11 protein-coding genes, 1 tRNA gene and 1 pseudogene are annotated in these 14,929 nt (G+C 59.2%); 5 read left to right on the forward strand and 8 right to left on the reverse strand.

All coding sequences use genetic code 11. The features are described 5' to 3' along the window. Positions 1 to 29: 29 nt before the first annotated feature. Both had and EK416_RS09905 read right to left on the reverse strand, forming a co-directional pair. On the reverse strand, positions 30 to 1,097 hold the full coding sequence (gene had / locus EK416_RS09895) for a 6-hydroxycyclohex-1-ene-1-carbonyl-CoA dehydrogenase (RefSeq protein ID WP_127077335.1): 1,068 nt from the start codon (positions 1,095 to 1,097) through the stop codon (positions 30 to 32). A 541-nt stretch (positions 1,098 to 1,638) separates the two neighbouring features. After that, positions 1,639 to 2,847 carry a benzoate/H(+) symporter BenE family transporter gene (locus EK416_RS09905; protein ID WP_127077336.1) on the reverse strand — a complete coding sequence of 403 codons (1,209 nt, stop codon included), beginning with the start codon at positions 2,845 to 2,847 and terminating at the stop codon, positions 1,639 to 1,641. A gap of 107 nt (positions 2,848 to 2,954) precedes the next feature. On the opposite strand from EK416_RS09905, the gene EK416_RS09910 reads away from it, so the two are divergent. Then, positions 2,955 to 4,400: an aminotransferase-like domain-containing protein gene (locus tag EK416_RS09910; protein WP_164729964.1), complete on the forward strand. Its 1,446-nt coding sequence runs from the start codon at positions 2,955 to 2,957 to the stop codon at positions 4,398 to 4,400. Positions 4,401 to 4,638: 238 nt separating this feature from the next. After that, positions 4,639 to 5,079, forward strand: a complete 441-nt coding sequence (locus EK416_RS09915; RefSeq protein WP_127077338.1) for a hypothetical protein — start codon at positions 4,639 to 4,641, stop codon at positions 5,077 to 5,079. Between the two features lie 189 nt (positions 5,080 to 5,268). Here the strand turns inward: EK416_RS09915 and EK416_RS09920 are convergent, their stop codons facing one another. The 5 genes from EK416_RS09920 to EK416_RS09940 all read right to left on the reverse strand — a co-directional run bounded on the left by EK416_RS09920 (position 5,269) and on the right by EK416_RS09940 (position 11,611). Next, the gene (locus tag EK416_RS09920; protein WP_127077339.1) at positions 5,269 to 6,069 is read right to left on the reverse strand and encodes an ABC transporter ATP-binding protein; all 801 of its coding nucleotides are present in this window, start codon (positions 6,067 to 6,069) and stop codon (positions 5,269 to 5,271) included. Continuing rightward, entirely contained in the window at positions 6,062 to 7,120 is a 1,059-nt protein-coding gene (locus tag EK416_RS09925) for a FecCD family ABC transporter permease (protein WP_127077340.1), read from the reverse strand. Before EK416_RS09925 ends, EK416_RS09920 begins: the two co-directional genes overlap by 8 nt. Then, on the reverse strand, positions 7,117 to 8,265 hold the full coding sequence (locus tag EK416_RS09930; RefSeq protein ID WP_164729965.1) for an ABC transporter substrate-binding protein: 1,149 nt from the start codon (positions 8,263 to 8,265) through the stop codon (positions 7,117 to 7,119). Before EK416_RS09930 ends, EK416_RS09925 begins: the two co-directional genes overlap by 4 nt. Positions 8,266 to 8,329: 64 nt before the next feature. Then, positions 8,330 to 10,639 carry a TonB-dependent siderophore receptor gene (locus tag EK416_RS09935; RefSeq protein WP_127077342.1) on the reverse strand — a complete coding sequence of 770 codons (2,310 nt, stop codon included), beginning with the start codon at positions 10,637 to 10,639 and terminating at the stop codon, positions 8,330 to 8,332. Positions 10,640 to 11,005: 366 nt separating this feature from the next. Continuing rightward, positions 11,006 to 11,611 (reverse strand): Crp/Fnr family transcriptional regulator, encoded by a 606-nt coding sequence (locus tag EK416_RS09940; RefSeq protein WP_127077343.1) that lies wholly within the window; start codon positions 11,609 to 11,611, stop codon positions 11,006 to 11,008. 130 nt (positions 11,612 to 11,741) lie between these two features. On the opposite strand from EK416_RS09940, the pseudogene EK416_RS18230 reads away from it, so the two are divergent. The 3 genes and pseudogenes from EK416_RS18230 to EK416_RS09955 all read left to right on the forward strand — a co-directional run bounded on the left by EK416_RS18230 (position 11,742) and on the right by EK416_RS09955 (position 13,938). Beyond that, positions 11,742 to 12,025, forward strand: a pseudogene (locus tag EK416_RS18230) (recombinase family protein). 232 nt (positions 12,026 to 12,257) lie between these two features. Continuing rightward, positions 12,258 to 13,154 (forward strand): alpha/beta hydrolase, encoded by an 897-nt coding sequence (locus EK416_RS09950; RefSeq protein WP_127077344.1) that lies wholly within the window; start codon positions 12,258 to 12,260, stop codon positions 13,152 to 13,154. A 37-nt stretch (positions 13,155 to 13,191) separates the two neighbouring features. Further along, entirely contained in the window at positions 13,192 to 13,938 is a 747-nt protein-coding gene (locus EK416_RS09955) for an AraC family transcriptional regulator (protein ID WP_164729966.1), read from the forward strand. Between the two features lie 645 nt (positions 13,939 to 14,583). On the opposite strand, the gene EK416_RS09965 is transcribed toward EK416_RS09955, so the two are convergent. After that, positions 14,584 to 14,675, reverse strand: a tRNA-Ser gene (locus EK416_RS09965). Positions 14,676 to 14,929: the final 254 nt, after the last annotated feature.

Here is a 14,929-nt window from a genome sequence, read left to right on the forward strand (position 1 = left end):
CTGTCTCTTCTTTTTTCGTTTCTTGATGCTCAGGGAACGAGAATGGCGCGACGCGTAAGCTTGTGCTCATGCGCAAGGGCGAAGATCTCGTTGATGCTGTCGAGCGGATGCTTTTCGATAAAGGCGGCGAGTTCGATCTTGCGGTCGAGAACGAGGTCCAGCGCGCCCGGATAAAGCTCCGTGGCGCAGCCCCAATTGCCGAGCGCGCGCGCATGAAACGCCATCAAGTTCGAGAGGCGGACCTCGACCTTGTCCATGGTGAAGCCGACGACGGCGAGCGTTGCGCCATGGACGAGGAGGCTCCACGCGGTCGACTGACCGGCAGCCGTTCCCGAGCACTCGAAGATCACCCATTCACGCGTCGGAAGGCCGTGGCCTTTTGCAAAGGCCGCGATCTCCTTCTTGAGCGTCTTCGGATCCACGCTGCGCGCATTGAAGGTCTTGGCGACGCCGTGAGCAGCGACGGCTGCGAGCTTTGCATCGTCGACGTCGATGGCGACGACCGTGCCGCCGAACGCCGCCGCAACCTGCGCGCAATGACCGCCGACCCCGCCAACCCCGATCACGATGCAGAGCGTGCCGGGACCGACTCCCGCCTGAATGACAGCCTGATAGGGTGTCGTAACCGCGTCCGCGACAACGGATACATCCGCGAGTTTGAGCCCAGCGGCTTCAAGGCGGTTCTCATCGACAGCGCAGAGCCCGAATGCGGGCACGGTGATGTGGGAAGCGAAGCCACCCTCGATATCGTTGCCCGGCATGACCTGTTTCGCGCAGATCGTGCCCTTGCCGCGCGTGCATGCATCGCAGCTGCCACAGGGAATGACGGCAGGGATGATGACGGCCCGCCCTACCCAATGTTCGGCGCCGGCTCCGGCTGCGATGACGCGTCCGCTTACCTCATGACCAAGCGTCAACGGCAGGGGCTGGTTCGTGCGGACACCATCGTAATAGTACCCGAGATCGGTATGGCAAACGCCACAGCCGGCGACTTCAACCGTAACCTCGCCCGCAGCAGGTGCGCCAAGTTCGAACGACTGCCGGATCAACGGTTTCCCGACACTCGTCATCACCCATCGGTAGGCTGCTATCGGCATCTGTCCCTCTTAGTACATTAGTTAATTTCGTATTATGGTACCTTAATACCGAATTTGGTCAAGCAAATTCCACTCATCATCAGGGTCGTTCAAGGCCGGGCTTACCCCGGTCTTTTCAAGGCGGCCTTTCTTGCCAAGCTTGCCGCCGATGTGCGCCGCGCCGCTGCTTCAGGCGGGTCGTTATTGCGCCCGTCGAGGACCGATCTGACGAGGTCGGGCTGATCGGCGGGCGCGCAGATGCAGCTGGGCGAAGTTGTGAGTGAATTCCCCGTTGGCGAAGTAGCGCTCCCGAAAATAGGCCAGCTTCCCATCATACTTCTCGGCGTCGAGCGTGCCCGCATCGCGCGTCGCGCCTTCGCGCAAATCAGGTCGGCGCGGGCAAAATTGCCCATGACCTTGCCTCGCTCGCGAGCTTCGACGTGACAGATATCGAAAGCGGGCGCCGCGTCGGGGCGCACGACGAAGATTCTCGATTGCACGACAAGCAGGCGGCCCTGACGACGCTTTTGAAGCATTTGGGAGGCTTGCCCACGCAGGTGGATCATCGCGTGGCCGATGTCACGACGACCTTTCCGGAATGTTCGGTTCGGGTCGTCACACGCGGTAGAAGAACAAGCGCTGCCGTAACGCCGACCGCGAGCCCCCAGAAAGCAGAACCGATCCCAAGGAACGACATGCCGGAAGCCGTCACTAAAAAGGTAAGAACAGCGGGTTCGCGCTCCCGCTCGACGTCCATCGCGCCAGCAAGGCCGTTCATGATCGCGCCAAGCAGAGCTAGGCCTGCCACGGCCGCCACCAGTTCTTTCGGTAACGACGCGAAAAGAGAGGCGAGCGTCGCTCCAAATAGGCCAACGATGATATAAATGACGCCGAGGGCGACGCCAGCGATGTAACGCTTGCCGGCATCGTGATTGGCTTCCGTGCCGGAGCAGATCGCCGCCGTGATCGCCGCGAGATTGACGCCATGCGAACCGAACGGCGCCATCACGACCGAGAGCGCCGATGTGTTCCAGACGAGCGGCCCTGATGGTGTGCCGTATCCGAAGGCGCGCAACACGGCGACGCCTGTCAGGAACTGCCCTGTCAGCGTCACCAGGGCCAGCGGCACGCCGAGCCCGATGATGGCAGCCAGCGAGAATTCCGGTGTGGTCCAGACGGGGCGCGCCAGTTCAATATGGAAGGCGTCGAAATGAAGTTCGCCACCGATCGCGGATAGCCCGACGCCCAGAACCAGCACCAGCGCGATGGCATAGCGGGGCAGAAGACGTTTCAGCACGACGTAAGCGGCGAAGAGCGTGCCGACCAGGACGGGCGAAGCAGGGAAATTCGTGAAGACCTCCGCGCCGAACCGGAACAGGATGCCAGCGAGCATGGCAGACGCGATGGATTTCGGAATGCGCGCCATCACGGCATCGAACAGTCCCGAAATGCCGATCACCATGATGAGCGCGGCGGCGAAGACGAAGGCGCCGATGGCTTCCGGATAGGAATAGGCCGGCAATGAGGTAACGAGCAGCGCGGCCCCCGGCGTCGACCATGCCGTGATGACCGGTGCGCGAAAGAAGAGCGACAGCGCGATAGCCGAAATGCCCGCCCCGATGGAGATCGCCCATATCCAGGAAGATAGTTCCGCGTGGCTGAGATGGGCCGCGCTCGCCGCCTGAAAGATGATGAGCGACGGCCCCGCGTACGAGACGACAACCGCGATGAACCCGGCAACTGTCGCCGAAAACGAGAAATCCTTCCACATTGCGACTTTGCTCCGCTTATGATGAGGCCGGTTTAGCGTTCGACCGGGGCTTGCGGCAGGGGCAGTTTCATGAAAAGTGAGCGGCACAGTTTGTGATGGCCGCTTTCATGAGCAGTGACTTCAAACTCCTCTATCGCGCAATTGCCGGGCAGATCGCAAACCAGATCGAGGCCGGTCTCTATCGCGAAGGCGAGCGGCTTCCCTCTGTCAGGGCGCTGGCGAAAACGCACGAGGTCAGCGCCACCACGGCGGCGCGCGTGCTCATCGAACTTGAACAGAACGGCTTCGTTGAAGCGCGCGCCCGTTCGGGGTTTTATGTCACAAGCAGGACGCAGGCCGGAAATACACCTTCCGCGACGCGAACCGCGCCAATACCCGCTTCGGCCAAGGTTAACGAGCTGATCGGGCGGATTTTCAGGGCCACGATCAGCACAGGCGCGGCTCGCCCCGTCATGCCTCTCGGCGCGGCTGAGTTGGACGAAGCCCTGCTGCCTCACAAGGAACTCGCCGTCGCCGTTGCAAGAGCGGTTAGAGAAGGCGGTGCATCGCTTCTCGCCTACGGCCATCGAAACGGCGATCCAGCCCTGCGCCGCCGCATCGCCCATATTCTTGGATTGCGTGGGGTGTCGCTCATCCCGGACGACATCGTTGTGACCACGGGAGAGAGCGAGGCGCTCGGACTGGCGTTGATGGCGCTGACCTCTCCCGGCGCTGCGGTCGCGGTCGAGTCCCCGTGCTTTTTCGGCATCCTGCAATGGATCGAGACGCTGGGCCTCCGCGCTGTCGAGATCGCAACCGATCCGCATCGCGGCATAGACATCGACGAGTTGGAGCGTATCGCAGAAGCCACGCCACTGGCGGCGCTTGCACTTAACCCGACATTTCATAACCCTTTCGGCTTTGCCATGCCGCCAGAAGCGATGCGCCGTCTCATGTCAGTTGTTGAGCGCCACCGACTGCCGGTGATCGAAGACGACGTGTATGGCGAGCTTCATCATGCCGGGCGGGTCAGGCTGCCGCTCAAGAGCTTCGACCGGGACGGGTGGGTTATTTATTGCTCTTCATTCTCGAAGACGCTCGCGCCTGGTTTCCGCATCGGATGGTGTGTGCCCGGCCGCTTTGGCGATAATTTCGAGCGTGTGCGCGCCCCCTGCAACGCAGGCGTCACGACGCTCACGCAGAGAGCCCTTTCCGTTTATCTCGACGGGCGCGCTTATCGTCGGCACCTTGACGGACTGCGCCGATTATTCGGGTCGCAGGCATCTGCAATCCGTAAGCTCGTGCTGGAGAGCTTCCCTATCGGAACCCTCATAAGTGAGCCGGGAGGTGGATTTGTCTTCTGGGTGGAAATTCCCGCACCATTCGACGTGATGCGCTTCAGCGAACTCGCGCTTGCCGAAGGTATTTCAATCGCACCCGGCCCTATCTTTTCGGCGTCAGGTGGGTTCGACAGCGCCTTTCGTCTCAGCGTTGGGCGGCGTCTTACGCCAGATGTTGAAGCCGCGATCCGCAGCCTGGGACGAATTGCAGTCGAGATGAAAACTGTCCGGTAGTCATCTATCGATAGCGCAGATGATCTGCCAAGGCGCCGTCTGTATCCACAGCGAGCGGCGCGGCGTGTCACCGCGCGAGCGCTCATCGCCGCACTTGCGGCCGAGCGCCAGCGGCTCTTTGGAACGAAAATCGGCTTGAAAAGCGGCTTTCCGAACTTGAGATAATGAGGATTTACGCAAGTCGGCGGCGCTGTCGCCTTCACCCGAGCGTCGAAACAGAGCTTCGGATTTTAAAGCGATGACAACCCTTTTTCAGATACTGCCGGACCCTCAAGACCTTTTGAGCCTGCCGCCTGAAGTGCTTGCGGGTACCATCATCGAATGCATCCCCGACTATCGGCGTAACGAGGGGCGTTTCCAGTTGGCGGACTTGATTCACGGCTGTTTCCGATCGCATGGAAATGAGAATGCCTATTCTCAAGCTTACGAAAGGCCGATCACCCTTGCCATCGCCGAAGCCTTGAACTGGCTTACGGCTCAGGGACTGGTCATGCTCGATCCTACGCAGCCAGTGCAAGCGCAATGGTTGACGTTAACCCGTCGAGGACAATCTCTGAAAACAGGCGCGGACGTCGAAGCATCCCTATCGCTTGTTGACCGCGAGTTTTTCTTGGGGCCAAGGCTTGATGTAAAGAACGCAGCCCTGATGGACATCTCAAGGGAAGGAATTTCGTCGTAGGCGAGTTTCGCGCGCTTTGCCCAAGCAGCATGAACGGCTTCATGGTTGAGACCGTCGACCCATCTGGCTTTCGGATCGCCTGCCGCTTCACTGGCCCGACTGGGTAGTACTTCTCCTGCGGCCCCCATCGCCGCAAAATTGGACCGGCAAAAGCTTCAGCTTACCAAAAAGCGCGAGAACGCCTCATCGTCAGAGCGTTAAGACCGGCACCAACGTCTCAGCTTGCTTGCCGTCATGCACGAACGGTAACCGCCTAATCGGCACACCATAAAGCCGCTCCAACTCCGGCTCAGCAAGGACGGTCGCCGCCGGTCCCAAAACATAGTCTTCGCCTCCGAGCATCAAGGCGGCGAGATCGGCCACGGCAAGCGCGTGATGGGGATGGTGCGTTGTAAAGATAACCGTAATCCCTTCCTGCGCGGCAAGTCGGCGAATCCATTGCAGCACGATGCCCTGATTTTTCAAGTCGAGAGCAGAGGCAGGTTCATCCAGAATCAGAATGCGCGCCTCCGCGACGAGGGCCCGCGCGAAGATGACGAGTTGTCGCTGTCCGCCCGACAATTCGTGAAACGGACGGTTCGCAAGATGCTCAAGAGAAAAGCGGGCGAGCGCCGCGAGTGCTGCTTCCTCGTCTTTACGCGAAGGCTGCGAGAAAAGCCCGACCTTCTTTGCACGTCCCATCAAAACCATATCGAGCGTTGTGTAGTCGAAAGCTGTCTGAAAGAGTTGGGGAACAAACGCCATCTCATCGAAAGTCTGCGTATTGCCTTCAGTAGGCTGAAGAACTCCCAATAGGATTTTTAGAAGCGTTGTTTTTCCACAGCCGTTCGGCCCCAGCAATGAAAAGACGCTGCCGCGCGGAATATCGTAACTATACTTTCGGAAAAGCCATCTTTCGCCCTGATAGGCGTGTCCTACTTCTGAAAGACGTAAGGCCGGATCATTCCGCGCCCCTACCGCTGGCTCGGCGCAGATCGCACGTTCAGTCATGATTCCATCCCTTCGCTTGCGCCCGCCAGAACAGCACGGCGAAAACAGGGGTGCCGACCGCCGCCGTGATCAGGCCGATTGGTAGTTCCTGCATGGTGATGGAGCGGGCAAGATCGTCCATCAGCAAAAGGAAAAGACCGCCGATAAGCGCCGCGGACGGCAAAAGTCTCGTATGGTTGGGCCCGGTCAGCATTCGGGCGAAATGCGGCACCACCATGCCGACCCATCCGACGATGCCGCTCACTGAAACCTGCGCGGCGACGATGAAAGAGACGAGAGCGATGATCGCCCAGCGCAGGCGCGTGACATTCACGCCGAGAGCTGCCGCGTCGATTTCCCCGAGCGACAACAGATTGATGCGCCATCGCAACGCCATGAGTAAGCCGCCACCGACAAGAACAGGCACCGCAAGAATCGCAAGCCGCGTCTGATCGGCGGAGGCGAAGCTTCCCATCAGCCAGTAGACCATGCTCGGAAGCTTGGTTTCCGGGTCAGCGGTGTATTGAACGATACCCTGTATCGCATGAAAGAAGGCGCTGACGATCACGCCCGCGAGAACAAAAGCCAGCACGCCGCCTCCCTTTGCCGCGCGTGCGAGCGTGGAGGCGCACAAGAGGGCGAGCATGCCTCCCGCGAATGCCGTTGCTACGATGGCAATGGACGGGAAGCCGAACAGAATTGCGAGAACGGCGCCCGTCGCGGCACCCGCAGAGATGCCGACGAGATCGGGCCCGACGAGCGGATTGCGCATCATCCCCTGCAACGCAGCACCCGAAATCCCAAGCCCCATGCCCGCGAGCGTGACAAGGAGCACTCTCGGCAACCGGATAACCTGAACGGCGACCTGCTCGGCATCGGTCCAGTTCACATCGACCTGCCAGGGAACGATCAACGACCAGAGAATCTGAGCGGTGCGGTCCAACGGAACCGGATAAACACCGATGCAAAGCGAGGCCAGAACTGCCGCGATCAGCGCAAGGACGAGAAGAAACTCGATTGCAAGACCGGGAGGCGAGACGAGGGGTTGTGTTTGCTCGCACGTCGTTGTCATGGTGTCGTTGTCTCGGAATGAGGGAGAGATACCGCCGAAAACCGCCCGGAATCGGCCATCCCGACATTGGCGGCGACAGAGAGGATGCGGTCGAGTTCGGCTTCTGAAGGATGGAAGTTAACGGCCGACGCATAAGTCTTTGCGGCCATGACGCGCAGCTTGGGAGCCAGGTCACGCGGATGGAAAAGTTCTGCCATCCAGCGCAGCCGGATCGGAGTTTCCACGATGCCCGAAAGCCCGAGAACCAACCCTTCCGGCTCGCGATAGACACGACGCAACCGCGATGCTCGAAAGATGCGCCAGCGCGGGTCTTCCACGAAAGCGGCGGCGCTTGCCACCGAAGACGATGCGGAAATCAGAATGACGTCTGGATCGAGTGAGAGCACCTGTTCGGCCGAAAGCATCGGCTGCTTGACGATCCCGCCGAAGCTGCCGCCGACGATATTGGTCCCGCCAGCGCGTTCGATGAGCCGTCCGGTCAACGTCGAAGGGCCCTGAGCGCGAACAGACCCATCGGCCAGCACCGTAACAGCAAGCACCCGTGGCCGGTCGGAAAATTTCGACGTGATCGCAGTTGTTTCGTCGAACGAAGCTTGCCAAGATGCTTGCAACGTCTTGCAACGCTCCGAACGCCCCGCGACGGCGGCAAAAACGCAGGCCGTCATCACGACGCCCTGTTCGTTCCCTGGCAACATCACCGGCAAGGCCGGGAGGCCGATGCGTTCCAGAGGTTCGGCGAGGAAGCTCATGACCATGATCGTGCCCGGATCTAGCTTCATCACGGCTTCGAGGTTGATTGCGTGCGGCGTCGGAAAACTCCGGCTTTGTCGCGACAGTTCGGCGATGCGCGGATAGAGCTTCGATATCAGGCCCCCATCGAGACTGGCACTGCTGAGATGCGTTAGCCCCGACGCGGTTTCAGGCGCGTCTGTCGCGAGGAAATACTCCGCAGCCAAAGGTGGTAGCATCAGGAGCGTGCCGCGAAACGGCATCTCAATGGAAAGATCGCGTCTTGGCAAATGAACCAAACGCGTCGCGCCCGTCGGTTCATGCAGGCTGACGGGCGCGCGCATCGCGGCTGTCGCGAAACACGCAAACGCCATCAGAGCCAGAATGCGCAGCGGCCATGCCGAACGCCGATTCATTCGTAAACGCCTTTGGATTGGTCGGAGAGAGGGCGACCGGAATTTGGCCGGCCGCCCTTTGTTATCAGAACGTCGTCTTGAGCCGCAAAACCGCATTGAAGGGCGCGCCGGGATACAGCCACGTGTAACTGGTCGCGCTTTCATAGTAGCGGTGGTCGAAGATGTTGTTCAGGTTCAGGCTGATCTTCCACTTGGGATCGATCTTGTAGGAAGCCATGAGATCGAATTCCGCATAGCCCGGAAGTGTGGCGACCAGATTGGGCGACGATTGCGAGACAAGGTTCGTTGTCGACGAGGAGACCGCCCGCATACCGCCGCCGACCGTCAGACCTTCGAGCTTGCCGCTGTCAAATTCGTAGGTCGTCCACAGCTTGAAGGAATGCTCCGGCACATGGGGAACGACCGATCCGACAAGGTAGCTTTCGCTGTCGATGATCTTGGCGTTTGTGTAGGCGTAGGACGTGAGCAGGTTCCAGCCCGGAAGCACATTATAGGTGCCATCGAGTTCAACGCCGCGGCTTCTGGTCTTGCCGCTTTCCACCTCATATCCGAGAGTTGCTTTTGTCGGGTCTGGGTCCGACTGCAATTGGTTTTCAAGCGTCAACTGGTAGAGCGCCGCCGTCACAACAGCGCGCCTTCCAATATCGGTCTTGACGCCGATTTCGTACTGATCGCCCTGAAGCGGCGAAAACTGCTGGATGGTCCCGTCCGTTGTAACGTTGTTGCCTTGCGGCTTGAAGGTCGTTGCGTAATCGGCGAACAGCGCTGTACCGGGGATCATCTCGTAAATCAGACCGATGCGCTTCGCCGTTCCGTCTCCGTCGACGCCACTGCCGGATTGAGAACGTGCGCTCATTCCAGACTGCGACCATGAGCTGTAATCAGTGTAATTGAATCCAGCCGAAAGCTTCAGCTTCGATGTTATTGAAAGGAGTTCGTTTACATAACCGTTGATCTGGGACATTTCGGAATATCCCCAGATTGAGCGATGAAGCCCGACAATCGGCTTGTACCACGCCGGATTGTTTATATCGGTGAAGGTGTAGGTGGAAAAGCTGGTGGTCGGCGCGCTCATGTTCATATCGAACCAGTCCTTGGTGTATCGCACACCGGCGGTCAGGTCGTTGTTAAATCCGAATAACGCGAATTTGCCGTTAATGAGGTTATCCGTATCGATATCCTCAACCGGACCCATATGGATTTCGCTGTAGCTCTCCCTATAGTTGATCGCTCCACCTGAATAGATTGGCGAAGCTGTGATCGAAACCATGCTCCGAGCGGTCGTCGTGTATTGCGCTGCTGAGCGGAATGTCCAATTCGAGTTGAAAGCGTGCGTGTATTCCGCTCGAACCGTATCGCTCTCGAAGGACCAGTAAGAGCGCGGATCGTAAAAGTTGAAGCTCAGACCCTGTTTGGGCAGCCGTAGCAGTGTGGCGGTGCTTCCGCTGCCTACCGAAACGTAACCGGGCGTGCCGCTGTAGGGTTGGGCTTCCTGCCATCGTTTTTCGTAGGACAAAAGCACCGTATCGTCGGGTGTTATCTTGCCCTGGAGGGCAACGCTTCCGGCCCGTTTTTCATACTCGGAGCGGTTCGGGAAATTCTCGTAAACGCCTTCCTCAAGATTGACCCTCATTGCCCAGTTTTGCGAAATGGGCTGATTGATGTCGACCTTGACAGTTCGCGTCCCGAAGGAATCGACGGTTTCCTCGAATGTATAGGCGCGTTCTTCCGTCGGCTTCTTTGTAACGATATTGATGATGCCGCCAATGTCGCCCGTATAGACGCCGTTCAAGAGTCCCGCAGGGCCCTTGACCACTTCGATGCGCTGGACATTCCCGAGCCAGGAGTTGCCTTGCGGTGTCGGATCCCACATCCCGTCGCGCAGCGTAGCGCTGACCTGAAAGCCGCGAACATAGAGGCTGTTCATGTAATCGAGCGGATAATATGAAGGATAGGCGCTGGACACACCCGCCACATTTTGAGCGGCTGCTGTCACGCTGCGCGGATCCTGCTCCTCGATGATCTTCTTTGGCACAACCGCCACGCTTTGCGGAATATCCAGGATGCTCGTCGGAACTTTTGCGCCCGTTATGCTCTGGGTGACGACGTAATCCGCAACGCCTTCAGAGGCGGGATCTTTCGGCGTTTTGTCTGCGAGCGCGCTCGGTGCCGGACCGTTGTTGTCGCGCTCGGTGACGGATTTTTTTGGCTGCTGCGACGTGTTTTTCTTCTTTTTCTCGGGAGTCGTCACCCGGACAGGCGGAAGCTCCGAGGTATTTCTGGCCTCTGGCATCGCGGACTGTGCGATCGCGGCCTCGGGGAAGTCTCCCGCTACAAGGAGGAATGCCGAAACGAGCGCCAAATTTCTACGCATGGGCGCCTCGACAGAAAAGTGTGGTGACGAAAGTCGGTAGTTCTCGCCGCACAAGCCTCACGGCCTGCGGTCGGCAGGTTGATCGTGTTGTCATTGCCCAAATGCCCCAAACTCGGTTCTACGCGAGTGGCCCTCTCGCGTTCTGGACAAGATAGAGCGCTCCTTCTCGCTCATCCTATGATCGTAATCATACAGCTCGCCGCGCCAGGGAGATTCGAGGTCATTCCCGCAAAGCTGTTGCGTTCGTGATACAGGATCGGGTTGGATGGCGTGGGGTTTCGATGCGTCTTGGATTAAATTAATTATTTAATATCAATGCATTATTGATGGCATGATCGTCGATATTAAATCCGGTCCGGTTGCGGCTTACGTGATGACCGGAGACAGAAGCATTATGGTCCGTCCCGAACGAGCGATCTCGCCGTCTTCCACCATTCGCACGAGCGTCCGATAAAGCACTTCGTGCGTTAATCCGAGTTCGGCGGACAGGTCTTTTAACGTGCCGGGCAACTCTACCGTAAGCGCGTCTTTGCATGTGTTCAGGACGAGAAAGTGTCGGATGCGATCCCGTGCGGAATGCATGGAAAGACACTGCACCCGAGTTCGCGCATCCATGAGCTGTCGCGCTAACATCAAAGTGTACGCTTTTGCGAAAGTCGGATTCCCCTCGAAGTGGGACAGCAGCAGCCCCTTGGGATAAAGGCGGACCACCGACTTTGTCATCGCGGTAGCATCGCAATGATAGACCGGCATAAAAATCGACGCTTCGGCCAATGGATCTCCGGCCCTTGCCACGTGAAGAACGGCTTCTTTCCCGTTTGGATCGACTCGTGTCAGACGAACGCTGCCTGAAACGACCTCGAACAGCCCTTCGGTCGGATTACCTCGATAGAAAAGAGTTTCGCCCGATTGCAGCGTTCGGAGTGTGCACGCATTCCCGACGATGTCTCCAAGGTCTTCCTCGATCGTCATCGAACAAATCTCCCGTAAATACTCTATACAAGCCGGCGGAACGAAGCTCTTAGGTTGTGGCGTCCTATTTTGCAACGCAGCATCGAATCGCGCTCGATAAGAAACATAGCTATGCTTTTCATAGCCCCTTGTGTCTCGCGTCAGCACAGCCGACCAGGATCTCACGATTCAGCAAGCCGCCCTCGAAGGGGTGGGCTGCCTGAAAATCTTCGCTGAGAAGAAGAGCGGGACGCGGCGCGATGATCGCAGGGAGCTTCAGATTCTACTCGAATGCGTTCGCGAGGGCGACGTTGTTGTGTCACCCGGATCGACCGGCTCGCGCGCTCGGTGAAAGACCTCCAAGATCTTGTCCTTGAGCTTCGCGAGAAGGTGTGTCGCTTCAAGCGGCGGGGACCGCAGGCGTTCCGCCCATAGCCGGCCGATGATTATTGTCACTTGCGATAGACTGGCGTGATCCCACCTTCTGCAAGCCGTTCACCTGAAAACCGTCTGAATTACAATTCAGGCGCATGTCTTCGCTTGCGACGCCCCGATCGAGGATTCGCAGCCGAAGTTGACCGATTTGGCGCAGTTGTTGGCCGATAGCGCCGCGAGCGCACGCGAAGCTTGTGAGACGGATCCACCTCCATCATCCAGAGGAGGCGTCATGCGCACCGACATTGAATTTCTATCCGAGGGGCGAAAGTTGCGGGGGTGGCTTTACCGCCCATCAACCGAGCTGACATCAATCCCCGCCATCGTCATGGCCCATGGCCTGACGTGCGTTAAGGAGCAGTATCTAGATCGTTATGCCGAGGTGTTCGTGAGAGCCGGGTTTGGCGTCGTGCTTTACGATCACGCCAATTTCGGCGCGAGCGAAGGGTCGCCCCGGCAAGAGGTTGATCCCGTGCTGCAACGGCGTGGCTATCGAGATGCGATCAGCTTCGCGCAGACGGTGCCGTGGATCGATGCGGCGCGCATCGGTATCTGGGGGACCAGCTACAGCGGCGGGCATGTGCTTGAGATTGCGGCGCTCGACCGGCGCGTGAAATGCGTCGTCTCTCAGGTGCCGACCGTAAGCGGCTATCAGTCGGCGCTCCGGCGCACCCGCGCCGACCATGTGCCCGCGCTTCTCGCTCGCTTTGCGGCGGATCGCGCAGCGCGGTTCCTGGGCGAGGCTCCGGCGACGATCCCGGCCGTTTCAGACGATCCTGCGGTCGGTTGCGCGATGGGCGGTCGCGATGCCTACGATTTTTTCATGGGCACGAAGAGTTTCGCGCCTACCTGGCGCAACGAAATGACATTGCGGAGCGCCGAGATGGCGCGGGAAAATGAGCCGGGCATCCATATCGCCCGTATCAGCCTGACCCCGCTTTTGATGATCGTTGCGGAAAACGATATGCTGACGGCGACCGATCTCTGCCTTGAAGCGTTTCAGCGGGCGCTCCCGCCAAAACGTCTTGTGACCGTGCCCGGAGGGCACTTCGAACCTTATGTCCGTCATTTCGAAAAGACGAGCGGGGCCGCTCGCGACTGGTTCCTCGAACATCTCGGCCGGGAATGATCTGAAGCCGCCGGCTGAGACTGCATTCATAAAACGAGTGACGGTGCTCGCACGCGAATATCCGAACGGCTGGTTTATAGGGCCGCATTGCCATAAGGAAGGCCAGTTCGTCCACGCGACGTCCGGCGTCATGGAAGTCCGGGCCGAACGCGGCCTTTGGCTCGTGCCGCCGGGGCGTGCCGTGTGGATGCCGCCCCGCATCGTTCATGAACTCAGGGCGCGCGGGGCAGTTCGGTTGCGCACGCTGTACATCGAACCAGACGCGATCGACGTCGACTTGGGGAATACGCCCCGGGGCTACGCCGTCACCCCGCTTCTGCGCGAACTCATCGTCCGCGTCGTCGGTTCCGCCTCGGACGAAAGAGACCCGAGCCGACTCGCGCGCCTCGTAGCCGTTCTGATTGATGAACTCGCCGAAGCACCACCCGACGAATTCTCAATCAGGATACCTGTCGATGCGCGTCTCGAACGCGCCTGCAAGGTCATTTTCGAGGAACAGGGAAGGCCCCGCCCGATCCGTGAACTTGCGGCAGAATGCGGGGCCTCGCCACGGACACTCGCGCGCCTCGCCAATGACGAACTCGGTTGCCCCCTTTCGGTATGGAGGCAGCAGGCGCGCATTCTTGAAGCCGTGCCGATGCTTGTTGCGGGCGAATCCGTGATGCGGACGGCGCTTGCCCTCGGCTACGAAACGCCGAGCGCGTTCGCGGCCCTGTTCCGGCGTTTACTCGGCATCAATCCAAGTGCCTTCGCGGCGCAGCGGCGAAAGAAAACTTCGTCTTGATCGTCCCCTCCCTGGACCGGAAAACACACGAACGCAAAGCACTCGCATCGCCGTTTTTCACCCGCTGTTTCAATCTCGCTATAATACACCGCGATGCGCTCAAGAAGCGCGCCTGAACACGGCTGCCACCCGCGCTGTGACCGTGACCATGCCGGCGATGCGTCAATCTTGTCGCGCCAGGCCATGGTGACACCGCCGGAACCGCCGGCCATTCTCTCGAAATCGCGGAGTATGCAATGCGCCGCTCGAAGATGGACTCTTCGAGCTTCCATACGAATGCAGCTTCGCCAGAAACGTGTCGCGCGCAAACGCATATTGTTCGTCTTGGCATCCCCTGAACGGCGCTGCTCTCAATTCCAAGGTGACCCGCCCCCATTTTCAGACGTGCGCCCCATCCGCGCCGAAGCTTCAGCGCGATGCCCCACAGGCAGGCTGCACCGCGCACCAGATCGCGGCGATTACCGGCCATCAGACTCTCAAAGAGGTGGAGCGATACACCCAGAGGCGAACCAGCTTCGCCTTGCCAAGGCGGCTTATGCAACCCTCGGTAAGAACGGTTGAAGAACAAGGTGTTTGAAACCAAGGCTCGATGGTTTCAAAAATGGAGAAGCAAGTCTTTGATAACACGTATCTTTTTGGGATAGTTGGCGGAGACGGAGGGATTCGAACCCTCGAGACCCTTTTAGGGGTCTGCTCATTTAGCAAACGAGTGCCTTCAGCCTCTCGGCCACGTCTCCACGCACGTCGAAAGCCCGGACGGTGGAACCGCCGGGCCCCGAGTTCGCCGTTTCTATCATCGGAGTCGGGCAGACGCAATCCATGCCGCGCCGATTTTTGCAGGAAGATGCGGCGGCAAAAGCGCGGCGAATTTCGGGCCGTCAGCAGCAGGATCTATTGGCCGCCCGATGCGGACGCGGTCGGGCGCGTTCACGATTTCTGCGTCATGCGAAAAATCACGGTTAACCATTTGCGGTAGCGGCTTTCGGATGTT

The organism is Rhodomicrobium lacus (genome assembly GCF_003992725.1).
In the GTDB taxonomy this organism is placed as follows: Bacteria; Pseudomonadota; Alphaproteobacteria; order Rhizobiales; family Rhodomicrobiaceae; genus Rhodomicrobium; species Rhodomicrobium lacus.